Source organism: Stenotrophomonas sp. YJH_SMC_10, from assembly GCF_059371555.1.
On the sequence record NZ_JCAFUS010000003.1, the window covers coordinates 284,670 to 302,534 of the forward strand.

A 17,865-nucleotide genomic window follows, 5' to 3' on the forward strand; every position below is an offset into this window, starting at 1 on the left:
ACTATGTAACATTATGGACCACATCCCCACGACGCCCGCAAGGGCCTTGGCCCAGTCGCCAACTTCGGCACGCTGGCACCCCCGCTTCGATCTTGCCGGCGCCTGGCTGTCGCTGGCCTGCGCCGCCCACTGCATCGCCCTGCCGCTGCTGCTGGCCTTCGTGCCGGCCGCGATGATGGCGCTGCGCTCGTTCCAGCACCCCGGCCACGGGGCGATGACGTTGCTGCTGGTGATGTCGCGCTGGGAATGGCTGTTCGCGCTGCTGGCCTCGTCGCTGGCCCTGGCCAGTACGACCGCTGGGGTGCACCGGCATGGGCACTGGCAGCCCCTGTGGTGGGCGTGCATCGGCGCCGTCCTGCTGCTGTCAGCCTCGCTGTCCCTGCCGCTGAAGGAATCGCTGCTCTGGCACGGCGTAGCGACGGCCATGGGCGGTGCGCTGCTGGCATGCGCGCACATCGCGAACCGGCGCACGCTGCACAAGCGATAACGCCGGCCAGCGGCCGCACCCAACAGCTGATACGCAGTCGGTAGTGCCGGCCGCTGGCCGGCAACCCCGGGGTCCCGCCAGCCGGCCAGCGGCCGGCTCTACCCCTCCGTGCATGGGCCACGCAACAGGTGATACGCAGCGGCCGGTTCTACCCTCCGTGTATGGACCACGCAACAGCTGATACGCGTGGGTAGTGCCGGCCGCTGGCCGGCAACCCCGGGGTCCCGCCAGCCGGCCAGCGGCCGGCTCTACCCATCCATGCATTGGCCACGCAACAGGTGTTACACAGCGGCCGGCTCTACCGTTCCTTATTCGTCGAACGGGCGCTGCCCCAGCGTCTGCGTCACGTGGTCCACGAAACAGGTGATGCGTGCGGCCAGCGCGGTGTTGCGGTAGTACACCGCATTGATCGGCTGCCGCACGTCCTGCGTCTGTTTGCCGAACAGCTGCACCAGTCGGCCCTCGCGCCGGTCCTGGCGGGTCAGGAAGTCCGAGAGGCAGGCAATGCCGAGCCCGGCCACCGCCATCTGCCGCAGCGTCTCGCCACTGGATGAAGCGATCGCCGGCTCGATCACGAAAGGCCCGCCATCGGCATCGTGCAGCGGCCACTCGTTCAATGAACTGGGCTGGGTAAAACCCAGCAGATCGTGCTTGCGCAGCTGCTCCACGCGTGTCGGCGTGCCATGCCGGCGCAGGTACTCGGGACTGGCGACGACGCGGATGCGGCTGTGGCCGATCGGCCGCGCATGCAGGGTGGAATCGCGCAGCACGCCGATGCGGAACGCCACGTCGGTGCGCTTCTCGATCAGGTCGGTGATGCCCTCGTTGGAGTTCAGCTCCAGCTCCACCTGCGGGTAGCGCTCGCGGAAGCCCTCCAGCAGCGGCACGATCACGTGCAGCATGAACGGCGTGGCCGCGTCCACGCGCAGGCGCCCGACCGGCTGCAGCCGCCGCGCCGCCATCTGCTCCTCGGCCTCGTCCACCGTGGCCAGGATCGTGCGCGCGTACTCCAGGAACGCCGCGCCCTCTTCGGTCAGTTCCAGCCGCCGCGTGGTCCGCCGCAGCAGGGTGGTCTGCAGCTTGTCTTCCAGCCGCGCCAGGTTGCGGCTGGTGGCCGAGATGGTCAGCTCCAGCGCCTCGGCCGCCGCCGTGATCGAGCCGCCATCGACCACCGCCACGAAGGCCTTCAGCTCATCCAGGGTGGTTTTCATTATTTACCTCGCCGCAAAAGCATTTCCCGTATACACGGCTTAATCAACAAATGTAAAGCGCCCACACTTCGCCCTGTCACGAGCCCGCCGGCTCTCAACCAAGTCCCTGGAGTCCATCATGAGCGTTCCTTCCTTTGGCGTCGGCACTTTCCGCCTGACCGGCCAGACCGTCATCGACTCGGTGCGCAACGCCCTCGACGTCGGCTACCGGGCCATCGACACGGCGCAGATCTACGGCAACGAAGCCGAGGTCGGCCAGGCCATCGCCGAATCCGGCGTCCCGCGCGACCCGCTGTTCCTGACCACCAAGATCTGGGTCGACAACTACGCCGCCGACAAGCTGATCCCGAGCCTGCGCGACAGCCTGGCCAAGCTGCGCACCGACTACGTCGACCTGCTGCTGATCCACTGGCCGGCGCCGGGCAATGGCGTTGAACTGCGCGAGTACATGACCGCGCTGGCCGAAGCCAAGCGCCTGGGCCTGACCCGCCAGATCGGTGTGTCCAACTTCAACATCGCGCTGACCCGGCAGGCCATCGAGGTGGTCGGCGCCGGCGAGATCGCCACCAACCAGATCGAACTGAGCCCCTACCTGCAGAACCCGGCTCTGACCGCCTTCCTGAAGGAACAGGGCATCACCGTGACCTCCTACATGACCCTGGCCTACGGCAAGGTGCTGAAGGATCCGGTGCTGGCCGGCATCGCCGACAAGCACCAGGCCACCGTGGCCCAGGTCGCGCTGGCGTGGGCGCTGCACCTGGGCTATGCGGTCATCCCGTCCTCGACCAAGCGCGAGAACCTGGCCAGCAACCTGCTCGCCCAGGACCTGCGCCTGGATGCCGACGACATGGCCGCGATCGCCGCGCTTGACCGCAACGGCCGCGAAGTCGATCCGCCGGGCCTGGCCCCGGCCTGGGACTGAGGAGCCTCGCCATGGGCAGTGCGTTGGCGCGGCTGCAGGCCAGTGGTTTCAGCATCGGCATCGAAGCACCGCTGGACAATGACTGGACGCCACTGGGCGAACAGGCACGACGCGCCGCGCGACGCCTGCCCGGCGAACCGGACCTGCAGCGCCATGCGGAACTGGCACGGTTGGCCGACCGCCTCGGCTTCCGTGCGCTGTGGGTACGCGACGTGCCGGTGTACGACCCGGCCTTCGGCGATGCGGCACAGGTGTTCGAGGTATTCAGTTACCTCGGCTACCTGGCCGGCATCACCAATGACATCCTGCTGGGCACCGGTGCGGTGGTGCTGCCGATCCGGGAGCCGTTGCTGACCCTGAAGTCGGCGCGCAGCGTGCAGCGGCTGAGTGGTGACCGCCTGCTGCTGGGCGTGGCCAGTGGCGACCGCCCGGTGGAGTACCCGCTGTTCGGCCGTGACTTCGACAGCCGCGGCAGCCGCTTCCGCGAGCAGATCGCACTGCTGCGCGAAGGCGCCGCCGCGCACCTGCCGCAGGGCCTGGATGTGTTGCCCGCGGATGGCCCGGCCCTGCCGTTGTTCGTGGCCGGCCTGGCCCAGCAGCAACCGGCGTGGATCGGCCAGCACATGGACGGTTGCCTGGCCTACCCGGGCACGCCGCAGGACCATGCGCAACGCGTGGCGGCCTGGCGCGCCGTGGCCGGCAACAAGCCCTATGCCAGCTTCATCCACCTGGACCTGCTCGCCGATGCTGATGCCCCGCTGCAGCGCTGGCGCTTTGGGCTGCGCGGCGGCCGCAACGCCCTGCTGGCCGAGCTGCACGCCATGCAGGCCGCCGGCGTTGACCACATCAGCCTGCAGTTCCGCCGCAACGAACGGCCGTTGGCCGAGACCTTCCACGAAATCGCCGAGTACGTGCTGCCGCACTTCCCGGCCCATGCCGGCGCCGCCGCGGCGGCCTGACCGTTACCGGAGCTTTGCCATGAAGATGAAGACCCTGGCCGCGCTTGCGCTGGCCACCCTGCCGCTGTCTTTCCAGGCCACCGCCGAGGACTGGTATCCCTCTGCCTACGGCGCCAACGACGAGATCGGCGCGGCCAACCTGCTGACCGCGGACGTGGTCAAGCGCGCGGTCTCGCTGGTCAGGACCGGCAAGACCTATCCGCTGGCGGTGCCGGTGGACAAGAACCTGCCCGCGTTCCGCCACCGCAGCTTCCGCCTGTACAACGTGCAGGTCGGCCAGCAGGCCGGCAGGTCGCTGGGCCCCAACAGGTTCACCTTCAACGATGAACTGGTGAACGCGTGGACCGGCGTTGGCACCCAGCTCAACGGCATCGGCCATATCGGCATCGACAACGTCTACTACAACGGCAACAAGGCCGCCGACTTCGTCACCGTCGACGGCGTGCGCAAGCTCGGCGTCGAGAAGGTGCCGCCGATGGTCACGCGCGGCGTCGTGCTGGACATGACCGCGTACTACGGCAAGGCGATCGTGCCCGGCGGCACCGAGTTCACCGTGGCCGACATACAGGCCGTGCTGAAGAAGCAGGGACTGAGCCTGCGCAAGGGCGACGTGGTGCTCTTCAACACCGGCTGGCTGGAACTGATCGGAAAGGACGACAAACAGTTCCTGGAAGTGGAACCGGGTATCGGCATGGAGGCCGCGAAGTGGCTGGCCGACCAGGGCATCGTCGCCTTCGGTGGCGACACCTGGGCCTCGGAGGTCTACCCGAACCCGCACGGTGCCGAGGAGTTCCCGATCAACCAGTACATGCTGGCCAAGCGTGGCATCTACAACCTGGAGCTGATCGACAGCCGTGCGCTGGTGCGAGACAAGGCCTGGGAATTCCTGTTCGTGCTCGGCCAGCCGCTGTACGTCGGCTCGACCCAGGTCAACATCAACCCGGTGGCGATCCGATGAGCGCCGCGGCTGACCTTCCCGTGTTCGCCGGCCGTCGCTTCCGCGTCCGCTATGACGGCCTGGCCGCCGACAACGTCTACAGCGCCGATGGCCGCCACGTGCAGTACGCCATCGTCTCCGGCGCCTATGCCGGTGCGCAGGGCGAAGCCGCCTGCCAGTGGCAACAGATCAGCGAAGGGGTCTATGCCATTTCGTGGCAGGAAGCCGATGGCGCAACGGTCGTGCATGTCGATGACTTCGTCGGCGGTCGTTCGCTGGCCTGGTTCACCGCCACCGATGGCAGTTTCCATCGCATGCAAGGGCCGCTGCACCCGCTGTGATGCCGGCCAGCGGCCGGCACTACCGCGTGCGGTCGGACGGCTTCGCGTGCTGCTTCGGTAGTGCCGGCCGCTGGCCGGCAACCCCGGTCTGCTCGAACACCCCGGCCACCCAGTCGATGAAGACCCGCAAGCGTGGCGATGGCGTGCGGTTGCGCGGGTAGACCAGGCTCAACGGGCTTGGCGTCGGCGGCGCCTCCGGCAACAGCTCGACCAGCTGCCCGCGCGCGATGTACGGGTCCATCCGGTAGCGCGGCGCCTGGATGATGCCCAGGCCCGCCAGCGCGGCGCCGAGGAACGCATCCGCACCGGAGACACGCACCCGTGCAGGCAGCGGCACGTAGTGCACCTGCCCGGCCTGCTGGAACTCCAGGGGAATCAGCTGGCCGGTGGCGCTGGAGCGATAGCCGACCATTTCATGCCCTTCCCGCAGGGACGCGATGCTGCCGGGCACACCCTTGTCCTGCAGGTAACCTGGCGCGGCCACCGTAACCTCGCGCAGCATCGTCAACCGGCGCGCCGCCAGATCGCTGTCGGCCAGCGTCCCCACCCGCAGCGCCGCATCCACGCCTTCCCGCAGCAGGTCGACATAGCGGTCGCCTTCGCTGACCTCCAGTTCGATCTCCGGGTAGCGCTGCAGGAATTCCGGCAGGTGCGGGAACAGCAGGTGCCGGCCCAGCGTGCCATGCACTTCGATACGCAACGGGCCGCGTGGCGGCGCATCCCGGAACGCGGCCTCGGCATCGTCCATGTCGGCGATAAGGCGCAGGCATCGCCCGTAGAAGGCTTCACCTTCCAGCGTCGGCACCACCAGCCGCGTGGTCCGGTGCAGCAGGCGCACGCCCAGCCGCTGCTCCAGCGCCTTGATCGCGTCGGTCACCGTGGCGCGCGGCAGCCCGAGGTCCTCGGAGGCGCGGGTGAAGCTGCGGCGCTCGACGATACGGACGAAGGCGCGCATGGCCGTGAAGCGGTCCATTGTTCGGCTATCCGGATGATGTTGGCGGATTATGCAGGATTATCCGAACGTGCGATGGCGCGAAGATGGTCCTGCGTCGCTCCGGCGCGTCCCCGTGGAAGCCACCATGACCCTCTCCCCCGCCCGCTCTGTCGCCCTGGTCACCGGCGGATCGCGTGGCATCGGTGCCGCCATCTCGCGTCGGCTGGCCGCCGATGGCCACGCGGTCGCGATCAACTATGCGGGTCGCCGCGACGACGCCGAAGCCTTGGCCGCCGAACTGAACGCCGCCGGCGCGCAGGCCATCGCGCTGCAGGCCGATGTGTCCGATCCGCAGGCGGTGCGGCAGCTGTTCGATGCCATCGAAGCCCGCTTCGGCGGCATCGACGTGGTGGTCAACAGCGCGGGGGTGCTGCAGCTGGCCCCACTGGCCGATTGCGACGACGCCCTGTTCGATCGGGTGATCGGCATCAACCTCAAGGGCGCCTTCAACGTGCTGCGCGAAAGCGCGCGACGGGTGCGCGACGGTGGCCGGCTGATCACCCTGTCCACCAGCGTGGTTGGCATCAGGCTGGAGAACTACAGCGTGTATGCGGCCAGCAAGGCGGCGGTGGAGACGATGGGCGCGATCCTGAGCAAGGAGCTGCGCGGGCGCAACATCACCGTGAACGCAGTGGCGCCGGGCCCGACCGCCACCGATCTGTTCCTGGACGGCAAGTCGCCGGAGCTGATCGAGCGGCTGGCGAAGATGAACCCCCTGGAGCGGCTGGGTACGCCGGACGACATCGCCGGCGCGGTGGGGTTCCTGGCGGGTGCCGATGGCGGATGGATCAACGGCCAGGTGCTGCGGGCCAACGGCGGGATGGTGTAGATCGCGCCAGCGGCATCCACGCCTGGCGTGGATCTACCTGGGAACCCGTGGCGGTTGATCGAATCCACGCAGGACGCGAAGCCCCTGTAGAGCCGAGCGTGGGCTCGGCTCTACAGCAGGGTCAGGCGATACGTGCCTCGCGGCGGCGATGCACCCAGTAGTACAACGTGGGCAGCACCAGCAGGGTCAGCAGCATCGCCGACAGCAGGCCACCGATCACCACCACCGCCAGCGGCTTCTGGGTTTCGGCACCGATCGCGTGCGAGGTCGCCATCGGCAGCAGGCCGAACATCGCCAGCAGCGCGGTCATCAGCACCGTGCGCAGGCGCTGCAGCGAACCCTGCACCACTGACTGCAGCAGGTCCATGCCCTGCTCGCGCAGCTGGGCGAAGCGACTGAGCATCACCACGCCGTTCAGCACTGCTTGCCCGAACAATGCAATGAAGCCGATCGCCGCCGACACTGAAAGCGGAATGCCGGTCAGCCACAGGGCCAGGATGCCGCCGATCATCGCCAGTGGCACGTTGGCCAGGATCAGCGCGGCGCTACTGATGTCCTTGAAGGCATCGAACAGCAGCACGAAGATGATCAGCACCGACAGCGGAATCACCCAGCCCAGCCGCTTCATCGCCCGCTGCTGGTTCTCGAACTCGCCGGACCACTCCAGCTGGTAGCCCTCCGGCAACTGTACGCTGGCCTCCACGCGCTTGCGCATGTCAGCCACCACGCTGCCCATGTCACGCCCGGCAATGAAGATGCTCACCGCCTTCACCCGCTGCGCGTTCTCGCGCGAGATGTTGATCGCGCCGCTGGCCATGCGGAAGTCGGCCACGTCGGACAGCGTCACCGTGTGGCCATCGCCGATGCCGACCGGCACCGTGCGCAACCGCTGCAGGTCGCGGTCGGCGTCGTCTAGGCGCAGCGTGATCGGGAACCTGCGGTCACCTTCCCACAGTTCGCCGACCTGGCGCCCGCCCAGTGCGGTCTCGATCACCTCGTCGATGTCGCGCACGTTCAGGCCGTAGCGCGCGGCGCGGTCGCGATCGATCTCGATCTGCAGTTGCGGCAATGAGCCGTCGCGGTCGATGAAGGCGCTCTCCACGCCCTCTACGCTACGCACCTGGCCGAGGATCGCCTGCGCCTGCTGGTTCAGCACGTCCAGGTCGGAACCGCTGACCTTGATCACCACCTGGCCCTTGATCTGCGAGATGCTCTCCAGGATGTTGTCGCGCACCGGCTGCGAGATCGAGAACTCAGGGCCCGGAATGCGCTGCTCCAGCGTATGCTGCAGATCACTGACCAACTGCCGCTTGTCCACGCCCTTCGGCCACTCCTTCTCCGGCTTCAACGCTACCAGCGCCTCGATCTGGTTGGCGCCCTTGGCATCGGAACCGTCTTCCGGGCGCCCCAGCTTGGCCACCACCGTCGATACCTGAGGAAAGGTCCCGACCAGCTCACGGATGCGCCGCGACTGCTGCTGCGCCTCGGCCAGGCTGGTGCTCGGGTCGAGCGTGGCGGTCAGCCAGATCGACCCTTCGTCCAGCTCGGGCAGGAACTCCGAACCCAGCCGCGTACCCAGTGCCAGCGTGCCGACCAGCAGCGCAACCGCGGTCAGGACCACTGCACGCGGGCGGGCCAGTGCGCGCTCCAGGACCGGCCGGTACCAGCCGGTCAGGCGGTCCATCAGCGGATTGCCGTCGCGCATGCGGTCGCGCCGCAGCCACCAGTAGCAGAACAGCGGCACCACGGTCAGCGCCAGGATCAACGCACCGATCAATGCCGAGGTCACCGAGTACGCCATCGGCGCGAACATGCGGCCTTCCTGGCGCTGCAGGGTGAAGATCGGGATATGCGCGGCGATGATGATCAGCATCGAGAAGAACGTCGGCCGGCCCACTTCCGACGCAGCCGAAAGAATGGTCGAGAGCCGTGTCTTCCGGTCGGCCGTGGGTGGCAGCTTCGACAATCGCGAAACGATGTGCTCGGTCACGATCACCGCGCCGTCGATGATGATGCCGAAGTCCATCGCACCCAACGACAGCAGGTTGGCCGGCACGCCCCACAGATGCAGGCCGAGGAAGGTCGACAGCAGCGCCAGCGGCATCATCGCCGCCACGATCAGCGCGGCACGGGCGTTGTACAGGAACAGCCACAGCACCAGGAACACCAGCACCGCGCCTTCCAGCAGGTTGCTGAAGACGGTTTTCAGCGTGGTCGAGACCAGCCACGAGCGGTCATAGAACGGCTCGATGCTGACCCCGGCCGGCAGCTGGTTCGCCTCGATCTCGGCGATGCGCGCATGCAGGGCGTCGAGCACGTCGGAGGGATTCTCGCCCTTGCGCATCAGCACCATGCCGAACACCGCATCGTCGTTGTCGTCCTGGCCGACCAGGCCCTGCCGGGGCAGGCCGGTGTCGGCGACGCTGGCCAGGTCGCGCACCAGGATCGGCGTGCCCCCGCGCTGCGCCACCACCACGTTGCCGATGTCGGCCGGCGAACGCATCAGGCCCACGCCGCGGATCAGGAACTGCTGCTGGCCGCGTTCCACGTAGCCGCCGCCGGCGTTCGCGCTGCCCTTCTCCAGCGCCTCGGCGAATTCACCCAGGCTGATGCCGCGGTCACGCAGCTTGTCCAGGTCCGGCTTGACCTGGAAGGCCCGCGCGAAACCGCCGAAGCTGATCACATCGGCCACGCCCGGCACGGTGCGCAGGCTGCGCTCCATCGTCCATTCCTGCACGGTGCGCAGCTGGGTCGGCGTCATGTGCGGGCCTTTCAGCACGTACCGGTAGATCTCACCCACCGCCGAACTCATCGCCTCCAGTTCCGGCGTCACCCCTTCCGGCAGCTCCACCCCCTGCAGGCGCTCCAGCACCTGCTGGCGCGCGAAGTAGTCATCGGCCTTGTCGTCGAAGGTCAGGATGATCATCGACAGGCCGAACTGCGTATGCGAGAACACCCGCACCGAATGCGGGATGCCGGACAGCGCCACTTCCAGCGGCATCGTCACCTCGCGCTCCACCTCTTCGGCGGCACGGCCCGGGTGCAGTGATACCACCGTCACCTGGGTGTCGGACACATCCGGAAAGGCTTCCACCGGCAGCACGCGGAACGCGGCGATACCCGCGCCGATGAACAGCAGCAGTGCCAGCATCACCATCAATGGCTGGCGCAGGCAGTATGCAATCAGGCGGTCGATCATGGCGCAGCGTGCCCCGTGCCGGTGCTGGCAGCGGCCGGCGCGCTGTCCACCAGCTGCTGCAGCAGCAGCCCGCCTTCAACCACCACCCTGGCGCCCTGGGCCAGGCCCTCGCGCACCCACAGGCGGCCATCGCCCAGTTCCTCGGCATGCACGGCGTGGCGCGCGAAGCGGCCCTTGGCCTCCTCCACGAACACCACCTGCTTGCCGTCGATCAGCAGCACTGCGGCATCGGGCAGCGAGACACCGCCCTCGGCCGGCACTGCCACCTGCGCACGCACGTACTGGCCCGCCTTGAAACCGCTCGCACGGTTGTCCAGCTCGGCGCGCGCCTGCACCACGCGGCGCTCGCTGTCGACGAAGTCATCCACGTGCTGCAGGGTCGCCTGCAACGGTTGGCCATCGGCGCCGGGCACGTTCACCTGCATGCCCGCCTTCAAGCGTCCGGCCAGGCGCTCGGGAACATCCAGCAGCAGCCACAGGCGGTCCGGATCGCCGATCACCGCCAGCGGCTGCTCGCTGTCGGGGCTGACCGCCATGCCCGGGCTCATCCGCCGCTCCACCAGCACGCCATCGATCGGCGTGCGCAGCGGCAGGCGCTGGTCCACGTGCTGGCCATTGCCATACGCCTTGGCGAAGGCGGTCGCGCGCGCGTGATCAGCCTGGCTGGCGGCGAAGTTGGCCTCGGCTTCGTCCAGTTCGCGGCCGGACGCCACACCCGCTGCGTGCAGCTCGCGGGTGCGGTCCAGTTCCCTGCGGGCCTGCTGCAGCTGCGCGCGACCACGCACACCATCAGCCTGGGCCTGGCCGAATTCGGGCGAGGTGATCCAGGCGATCACCTGGCCCGCCTTCACCTTCTGCCCCGGCTGCGCCTCGATGCGCGCCACCTGCCCCGCCAGTGGGGTGCGCAGCGCACTGGAGCGGGTCTCGTCCCAGACCACGCGGCCCGGCAGCTGCAGGTTGGCGCTGGCGACGGCGGTCACCGCCTCGCTGCGCAGTACATCCAGCTGGCGGCTGCTGGCGGGAAACTGGATCTGGCCGGCGCTGACCTGTGGCGCGTCCTCGGTGTACGACGCCGGTTCGCGGCCGCAGCCGCCCAGCAGGGCCAGCGCCAGCAAGGCGGGCAGCACGGCATGTCGCGCCTGCGGGCGGCAAGCGACGGTGAACTTCATCGAGACTCTCCTTCTGCAACGGATGTGGCCGCTTCCCAGCGCGCCAGGGCAATGGCATGGTCGGCACGCGCCTCGATCAACGCGGCTTCGAACTCGCGCCAGCTGCGGCGCGCGTCAAGCAGATCGGTCAGGCTGGCGGCGCCGCGGCGGTAAGCCAGTTCGATGCCCTGCACCGCCTTGCGTGCGGCATCGGACTGCAGCCCTTCGTAGTCGCTGCGACGCTGCGCGGCCGACCGCGCGCTGGCCTGCAGCTGGTCTAGTTCGGCGCGCGCCTCGCGCTGCAGTACCTGCAGTTCCAGCGCCGCACTGTCACGCTCGGCTTCGGCGCGCTGGATCGCGCCGCGTGCACGTGACGGGCCGCCGAGCGGAATCGTCAGCGATACGCCCCAGGTGACACCGCTGATGTCGGTCGGCTCGCGCTCGGCCTCCACTCCCAGCTGGATGTCGCGGTGGCGCTCGCTGCGCGCCAGGGCCACACCGGCGTCGGCGGCGACCAGGCGTGAACGCGCCGCGCGCAGGTCGGCGCGCCGCTGCGGGTCGAACGCGCGTGTATCGGCGATGTTGCCTGGATCTGGCCATGGATCATCGGCGCTGAGGTCATGGCTGTCGTCACGGCCAAGCAGCAGGGCCAATGCATGCCGCGCATCGCGCAGGTCCAGCGCGGCCTCGCGCGCCGCATCGGCCACGGCGAGGTCGTCCACCGCCAGTCGCGCACGATCCACCGGTGCCATCGCCCCAGTGGCGACCTGCTTGTCAGCGGCGGCCAGCTGCTCGGTCGAGCTCTGCCGGTTGGCCTCGGAGATCAGCACCCGCTCCTGTGCGCCCTTCAGTCCGAAATAGGCTTCATGCAGCGCCACCTGCTGGCGGCGTCGCGTGTCGAGCATCTCCAGCCCGGCCACCTGCAGCAACGCGTCAGCCTGGCGGATGCGCAGCGCACGCTTGCCGCCGCGTTCCCAGGTGAAACCCAGGCCCAGCGTGCTGTCCATCCGCTTGTCCTGCCAGCGCCCCGGGCCGATGCCGTGCTTCGGGCTGATCTTGCTGCTGCCGATCGACAGCTCGGCCGCTGGCCGCAACGCGGCGGTCTGCGCATCGCCCTGCACCCCGCGCAGTTCCAATGCCATCGCGCGCAGGTCCGGGTTGTACGCCTCCATGGCGCGCTGCGCTTCCGCCAGCGACAACGCTGAAGCCACGGGTGCGCACAGCAGAGCGGCCAGCGCGGCCGCAAGACGAGGGGAGAAATTCATGCGCGTCACGGTAAGGTGACGCACTTGCGCCAAACTTGCCCCAACCTTGCACGAAGCTTGCAATGCGAATCCTGCTGATCGAAGACGACGCCGCTCTGGCCGATGGACTGATCCGCGCCCTGCAGGGCGCCGGCCATCTGTGCGACCACCTTTCGCGCGGCCTGCACGCGCCGGCTGCACTGGCCAGCGCGCCGTATGACGTGATGGTGCTCGACCTTTCATTGCCCGATGTCGACGGCCTCGACCTGCTCTCGCGCCTGCGCAACGACGGCGTCACCCTGCCGGTGCTGATCCTGACCGCGCGCGACGGTGTGGAGGACCGCATCCTCGGCCTCGACCGGGGTGGCGACGATTACCTGGCCAAGCCATTTGCACTCGGTGAGCTGGAGGCGCGCCTGCGTGCGCTGTCACGCCGCCGCAGCGACGCACCGGCACAGAAGCGGCTGGGCCGGTTGTGCTTCGACAGCATCCGCAATGAAGTGCAGGTGGAAGGCCAGCGCATCGAACTGACCGCGCGCGAGCTGTCGCTGGTCGAGGCACTGATGCAGCATCCCGGCCGCACCGTCACCAAGCAGCGCCTGTTCGACGCGCTGTACAGCTGGGACCACGAGGCCAACCTGTCGGTGATCGAAGTGCATGTCAGCCGCCTGCGCCGCAAGCTGGAGCAGGCACGCGCCGGCGTCGGCATCCGCATGTTGCGTGGCCTGGGGTATCGGCTGGAGGCCGGGGGTGACTGAGCGCGTGCACAGCCTGCGGGGCCTGCTGCTGCGTCGCCTGTGGCTGCCCTTGCTGGTGCTGCTGCTGTGCAGCGCGGTCGGTTCATTCGCGCTGGCCCGCTTCTACGCCGGCCAGGTCTATGACCGCTGGCTGCTGGACTCGGCGATGTCGTTGTCCGAGCTGGTGAAGGTGCAGGATGGGCGTGCCTCGATCGAGATCACGCCTGCGGTGTCGCGCATGTTCACCTGGGATACCGCTGACGAAGTGCATGGCGAAGTGGTCGACGCCGCGGGCGGGCGCCTGTATGGCGACCTGCCCGAAGCGCTGCCCCGCCCCGCGATCGCTGCTGGCAGCGACGATGCCGTCTACTACGACGCGCGCCTGCGTGGGCAGCCGGTGCGCATGGTCGAAGTCGTGGTCAGCGCCGGGCCGGGCCACGATATCCGCCTGCGCGTGGCCGAGACGCTGCGCAAGCGCCATCGCCTGGAGCGCAAGCTGCTGCTGACCAGCATTCCGTTCCAGGCCGCGATCCTGGCGCTGGCTGCGTGGCTGGCCTGGTCCGGTACCGGCGCGGCTGCACGCCACGCCAACCAGGTGGCGCGGCGGTTGGCCAGCCCACGCCCCGACCCGCTGGCGCCACTGGAGCCGGCGCAGGAGGCGCCGCGCGAACTGTGGCCGGCGGTGGAGGCCTACAACGCCCTGCTGCAGCGACTGGACGCCATGCAGGCCGCGCAACGGCGCTTCGTCAGCAACGCCGCGCACCAGCTGCGCACGCCGCTGGCGGCGATGCAGGTGGAGCTGGAGAGTTCATTGCGGCAACAGGATCCGCAGGCCCAGCAGCTGGCGCTATCCGGCACGCTGGCCGGGCTGGCGCGGCTGCAGCACCTGGTCAACCAACTGCTGATGCTCAGCCGTTCGGAGGATCCCCATGGCAGCGTACTGCCGCTGCAGCCGCTGGACCTGGCCGCGCTGGCGCGGGGCGTGGTCGAGCGCTACGCCGACCGTGCGTTGGCGGCCGACGTGGACCTGGGTTACGACGGACCCGACGACGGTGTGCAGGTGCAAGGTGATCCGCAGCTGCTGCGGGAGGCGCTGGGCAACCTGCTGGACAACGCGCTGCGCTACGGCGCGGCGCCCGGCGTGATCACCCTCGGCGTTCGGCAGGAGACCGACGGCGTGCAGGTGTGGGTGGACGACGACGGCGCCGGTATCGCCGAAGACGAGCGCGCGCGCGTCACGGAACGCTTCTACCGGGCCAGCAGCGAGGGCGACGGCTGTGGGCTGGGGCTGGCGATCGTGGCCGAGATCGCGCAGCGGCATGGCGCGATGTTGAAGATCGAAACGGCGCCGCTCGGTGGCGCGCGGGTGGGGGTGCGGTTCCGTTCGCGTTGACGTCCTGCGTGCCAACCAAGGTTGGCACCTACCAGGTGCGGGGCAATGACGGCGGCAATGCGGCGCCGCTCCGCGTCATCGGCTCATGGAATACGGCGCCTGCGCGCCCTCTCCCGGCCAGTCCTTGTTCGGCTCGGCCTGCATGCGGAAGTGCAGCTCGCCACCGGCGAGGATCTCATCATGACGCAGGAAGGTGCGCTGCAGCGGCTTGCCGTTGAGGCTCACGCTGCCAACGTACGTGTGCTTGTCATCCAGGCCCTCGGCCACGATGGTGAACGTCTTGCCGTTCGGCAGACGCATCGCGGTCCTGGGCAGGAACGGACGGCCCAGGATGTACTCGCCCGAGCCCGGCGCCACCGGGTAGAAGCCCAGCGCGGTGAACACGTACCAGGCCGACATCTGGCCGACGTCATCGTTGCCGGCCAGGCCATCGGGACGGTCGGCATACTGGGTGTCCATGATCTGCTTCAACCGCGCCTGGGTGCGCCACGGTTGGCCCGCATACGAATACAGGTAGGCCACGTGGTGGCTCGGCTCGTTGCCGTGCGCATACCAGCCGATCAGGCCGGTGATGTCTTCCATGTGCTCGAAGATCGATGGATCCACCTTGGCGTTGAACACCTCGTCCAGGCGCGCGAGCAGTTTGTCGCTGCCCCCGTGCGCCGCCGCCAGGCCGGCGACGTCCTGCGGCACGTACCACGAGTACTGCCAGGCGTTGCCCTCGGTGTAGTCGGTGCCGTAGCCGCTGGCGCTGGGGTCGAACGGCGTACGGAAGCTGCCATCGCGCTTGCGCGCGCGCATGAAGCCGGTGTCCTTGTCGAACGCGTTGCGCCAGTTACCCGCGCGTTTGTCGAAGGTGGCCGCGATATCGGCCTTGCCCATCGCCTGCGCCATGCGTGCGATGGTCCAGTCATCAAAGGCGTACTCCAGCGTCTTGCTGGCCGCTTCGCCTTCCTCGTCGATCGGCACATAGCCCAGCTCACGGTACTGCGCGATGCCATCGTACGGGCCGTAATTGGCGGTCTCGACCATCGCCTTCAGCGCCTTGTCGGCGTCGAAACCACGAATGCCCTTCACGTAGGCATCGGCGATCACCGGCACGGCGTGGTAGCCGATCATGCACCAGTCTTCCAGGCCATGGAACGACCACACCGGGAGCATGCCGTAGGGACTGTGCTCATGGTGCGCCAGCATCGAATTGACGAAGTCGCTGTTGCGCCTCTCCGGCTGCACCAGCGTCAGCAGCGGGTGCAGCGCGCGGTAGGTGTCCCACAGCGAGAACGTCGAATAGTGCGTGAAGCCGTCAGCCTTGTGCACCGCGTTGTCCGAACCGCGGTACTGGCCATCGGCGTCCATGAACAGCGTCGGCCCCAGCATCGTGTGGTACAGCGCGGTATAGGCACTGCGCCGCGCATGCTCGGGGGCATCGATATCGAGTACCGACAGCGCCTGCGTCCAGTCCTGCTTCGCCTGCGCACGCACCCGGTCGAAATCGAAGTCGGCCACTTCCGCGTCGAGGTTGGCGATGGCACCGGCCTCACTGACCGGCGAGATGGCTACCTTCACCACCAGCGGCGCGTCCAGCTTGCCGAAGTTGAAGGTGCCGACCAGCTGCCGGCCTTCGATCTGGGCGCGCTGGGCCGGGTCCTTCTCGCCCGGCGGCGGGAAGCCCTTGTAGACGATGTCCTGCTCGGTGTTGTGCAGCTCATGCCCGGCCAGCGACCGCGAGAAACGCATCGCGAAATACAGCTGGCGGCCCGGTGCCCAGCCACGGGTTTCGCGGAAGCCGGTCACGGTGCCATCGGCGCGCACCCGCACCCGCGACCACAGCACCTTGCCCGGGTAGTCGTACATGCTGGTACGCATGTCCAGCAGCACCTTGGCGTCGGTGCCCTTGGGGAAGGCATAGCGATGCACGCCCACGCGGGTACTGGTGGTCAGCTCGGCGCGCACCTTGTAGTCGTCCAGGGTGACCGCGTAGTAGCCCGGCTCGGCCTTCTCGTCAGCGTGGCGGAACCGTGAGGCGTAACCGCTGCGCGGCTTCTCCGGATCACCCCGCTCCAGCCCGGGGTTGCCGGTGAACGGCATCAGCAGGATGTCGCCCAGGTCCGAATGACCGGTGCCGGAAAAATGCGTGTGCGAGAAACCGACGATGCTGCTGTCGTCGTAACGGTAGCCGGCCGCCCAGCCATAGGCCTTTTCGCGCGGCTGGATGCGCGTGTCCGGGCTGAGCTGGACCATGCCGAACGGCACCGTCGCCCCCGGGTAGGTATGGCCTTCCCCGCCGGTGCCGATGAACGGGTCGACCGAGGCGTATGCCTTGTCGGCGACGGTTCTGGCTGGGGCCGCACTGGCCAAGCCGGAAGCGAACATCGCCGTGGCGGCGACAGCGATCAGGAGACGACGGTCCAGCGTGGGCATCGGCATTTGGATCGATTCACATGGTGGTCAGAGAGTAGCACCGGCCCGCGCCGGTGACATGTTGCGCTGCGGCTGAACTGCTCAAGCGGCGATACCTTGCCGCCAAGCGGCTGCATACCCGCGCCGAATCGCAGATCCGCATGGATGACGAGATCGCCGATGCGCGCACCCCGCGCAGCCGTGGCGAGTTCAGCGGCGGTGCGTCGGTGAAGTTCGCCAACGGCATCGGCGCCTGGAGCGGGCTGTCGCTGCAGAAGGCCAGTAGCTATCACCAGGCCAGTGCACAGGTGGGTGTCAGTTACAGCTGGTAAGCGATTGTCAGCAGGCCAAGGAACCCTGCCCATGGCATCGCAGCGCGCATGACGGCGCTGCGGTGCGCTCTGCTGCCGACAGCCTTTGCAACAAATTGGATATGCCGGCACGGCCAGGCTCAGCAGACTGTATCCATGCTCATTGTGGTGCAGCGGAACCTCCGGCGACCTGACGGGTCGCAATGCGATGCGTACGCGCTGCAACGCCCGGGCCGGAAGGGGCTCCAGCCATCCATCTGTGTGCACGCTTGATCCACGCCATCGACGTTCCTGCAGCGCTCTTCCTGAAGATCCATCCCAACAGGAGTTTCGCCATGAACGTCGCGGTACGTCGTCGCCTCCTTACTGCCATTGCGGCAGCACTGCCACGTTTCTTCCTGATAAACGACGCGCTTGTCCAGCGTGGCACGGGCTCCCCACCGAATCGGCGTGACGCTTGGCATGTCTTCCGGCGCCGGCCCACAGCCGTGGTCGGCAGACGCGGTGCCACCTGGCACGATCTGGCGCTGCAGCCGGCCGGCGATTGGCCCCAGGCCAGCACCGAGCTGAGCGTCAGTTGCAGCGGGCGACCCATGCAGGAAGGCGCCGGATCGCGTCCGATCCTCCCAGCCAACGTATCGCGCTTGGAGGGGGCGCCTGGATGCCGGCCCACAGGAGGTTGCGCATGAAGCATGCGGTCAGTCGCCCCGCCGCCCTGCCCGTATCGGCGCTGCTGGCGAGCACGCTTTCGCT

Annotated in this window: 15 protein-coding genes; 9 read left to right on the forward strand and 6 right to left on the reverse strand. The window is 68.3% G+C overall.

What is annotated here, in order from left to right; translation table 11 throughout:
- The first annotated feature begins 13 nt into the window (after nucleotides 1-13).
- Nucleotides 14-487, forward strand: a complete 474-nt coding sequence (locus AC5P9C_RS06970; protein ID WP_495205122.1) for a MerC domain-containing protein — start codon at nucleotides 14-16, stop codon at nucleotides 485-487.
- A 308-nt stretch (nucleotides 488-795) separates the two neighbouring features.
- On the opposite strand, the gene AC5P9C_RS06975 is transcribed toward AC5P9C_RS06970, so the two are convergent.
- Nucleotides 796-1,698: a LysR substrate-binding domain-containing protein gene (locus AC5P9C_RS06975; protein ID WP_495205123.1), complete on the reverse strand. Its 903-nt coding sequence runs from the start codon at nucleotides 1,696-1,698 to the stop codon at nucleotides 796-798.
- A gap of 118 nt (nucleotides 1,699-1,816) precedes the next feature.
- Between AC5P9C_RS06975 and dkgB the strand changes: the two genes are divergently transcribed.
- From dkgB to AC5P9C_RS06995, 4 genes are read left to right on the forward strand one after another with little or no spacing between them, the layout of a single operon-like run.
- On the forward strand, nucleotides 1,817-2,620 hold the full coding sequence (dkgB, locus tag AC5P9C_RS06980) for a 2,5-didehydrogluconate reductase DkgB (RefSeq protein ID WP_445392952.1): 804 nt from the start codon (nucleotides 1,817-1,819) through the stop codon (nucleotides 2,618-2,620).
- An 11-nt stretch (nucleotides 2,621-2,631) separates the two neighbouring features.
- Nucleotides 2,632-3,579: a TIGR03571 family LLM class oxidoreductase gene (locus tag AC5P9C_RS06985; protein WP_312581371.1), complete on the forward strand. Its 948-nt coding sequence runs from the start codon at nucleotides 2,632-2,634 to the stop codon at nucleotides 3,577-3,579.
- A gap of 19 nt (nucleotides 3,580-3,598) precedes the next feature.
- Nucleotides 3,599-4,537: a cyclase family protein gene (locus tag AC5P9C_RS06990; protein ID WP_143025127.1), complete on the forward strand. Its 939-nt coding sequence runs from the start codon at nucleotides 3,599-3,601 to the stop codon at nucleotides 4,535-4,537.
- Nucleotides 4,534-4,857, forward strand: coding sequence for a MoaF-related domain-containing protein (locus AC5P9C_RS06995; RefSeq protein ID WP_343542734.1), 324 nt, complete (start codon nucleotides 4,534-4,536; stop codon nucleotides 4,855-4,857). Before AC5P9C_RS06990 ends, AC5P9C_RS06995 begins: the two co-directional genes overlap by 4 nt.
- A gap of 19 nt (nucleotides 4,858-4,876) precedes the next feature.
- Here the strand turns inward: AC5P9C_RS06995 and AC5P9C_RS07000 are convergent, their stop codons facing one another.
- The gene (locus tag AC5P9C_RS07000; RefSeq protein ID WP_103282252.1) at nucleotides 4,877-5,830 is read right to left on the reverse strand and encodes a LysR family transcriptional regulator; all 954 of its coding nucleotides are present in this window, start codon (nucleotides 5,828-5,830) and stop codon (nucleotides 4,877-4,879) included.
- A gap of 106 nt (nucleotides 5,831-5,936) precedes the next feature.
- Between AC5P9C_RS07000 and AC5P9C_RS07005 the strand changes: the two genes are divergently transcribed.
- Nucleotides 5,937-6,680 carry an SDR family oxidoreductase gene (locus AC5P9C_RS07005; RefSeq protein ID WP_103282401.1) on the forward strand — a complete coding sequence of 248 codons (744 nt, stop codon included), beginning with the start codon at nucleotides 5,937-5,939 and terminating at the stop codon, nucleotides 6,678-6,680.
- Nucleotides 6,681-6,801: 121 nt separating this feature from the next.
- On the opposite strand, the gene AC5P9C_RS07010 is transcribed toward AC5P9C_RS07005, so the two are convergent.
- The 3 genes from AC5P9C_RS07010 to AC5P9C_RS07020 are packed head-to-tail and all read right to left on the reverse strand — an operon-like array spanning nucleotide 6,802 to nucleotide 12,292.
- Nucleotides 6,802-9,879 carry an efflux RND transporter permease subunit gene (locus tag AC5P9C_RS07010; protein WP_414615009.1) on the reverse strand — a complete coding sequence of 1,026 codons (3,078 nt, stop codon included), beginning with the start codon at nucleotides 9,877-9,879 and terminating at the stop codon, nucleotides 6,802-6,804.
- A complete protein-coding gene (locus AC5P9C_RS07015) occupies nucleotides 9,876-11,048 on the reverse strand; it encodes an efflux RND transporter periplasmic adaptor subunit (protein ID WP_414615010.1) in 1,173 nt (390 codons plus the stop codon). The genes AC5P9C_RS07010 and AC5P9C_RS07015 overlap by 4 nt, the downstream gene beginning before the upstream one ends.
- Nucleotides 11,045-12,292 carry a TolC family protein gene (locus AC5P9C_RS07020; RefSeq protein WP_343543411.1) on the reverse strand — a complete coding sequence of 416 codons (1,248 nt, stop codon included), beginning with the start codon at nucleotides 12,290-12,292 and terminating at the stop codon, nucleotides 11,045-11,047. The genes AC5P9C_RS07015 and AC5P9C_RS07020 overlap by 4 nt, the downstream gene beginning before the upstream one ends.
- A gap of 62 nt (nucleotides 12,293-12,354) precedes the next feature.
- Here AC5P9C_RS07020 and AC5P9C_RS07025 point away from each other — a divergent pair, with 62 nt between their 5' ends.
- Both AC5P9C_RS07025 and AC5P9C_RS07030 read left to right on the forward strand, forming a co-directional pair.
- A complete protein-coding gene (locus tag AC5P9C_RS07025; RefSeq protein ID WP_032962610.1) occupies nucleotides 12,355-13,029 on the forward strand; it encodes a response regulator in 675 nt (224 codons plus the stop codon).
- Nucleotides 13,022-14,401: a sensor histidine kinase gene (locus AC5P9C_RS07030; RefSeq protein WP_312557247.1), complete on the forward strand. Its 1,380-nt coding sequence runs from the start codon at nucleotides 13,022-13,024 to the stop codon at nucleotides 14,399-14,401. The genes AC5P9C_RS07025 and AC5P9C_RS07030 overlap by 8 nt, the downstream gene beginning before the upstream one ends.
- A gap of 75 nt (nucleotides 14,402-14,476) precedes the next feature.
- On the opposite strand, the gene AC5P9C_RS07035 is transcribed toward AC5P9C_RS07030, so the two are convergent.
- The gene (locus AC5P9C_RS07035) at nucleotides 14,477-16,828 is read right to left on the reverse strand and encodes a GH92 family glycosyl hydrolase (RefSeq protein ID WP_414615011.1); all 2,352 of its coding nucleotides are present in this window, start codon (nucleotides 16,826-16,828) and stop codon (nucleotides 14,477-14,479) included.
- A 134-nt stretch (nucleotides 16,829-16,962) separates the two neighbouring features.
- Here AC5P9C_RS07035 and AC5P9C_RS07040 point away from each other — a divergent pair, with 134 nt between their 5' ends.
- A complete protein-coding gene (locus tag AC5P9C_RS07040; protein WP_343541332.1) occupies nucleotides 16,963-17,133 on the forward strand; it encodes a hypothetical protein in 171 nt (56 codons plus the stop codon).
- Nucleotides 17,134-17,865: the final 732 nt, after the last annotated feature.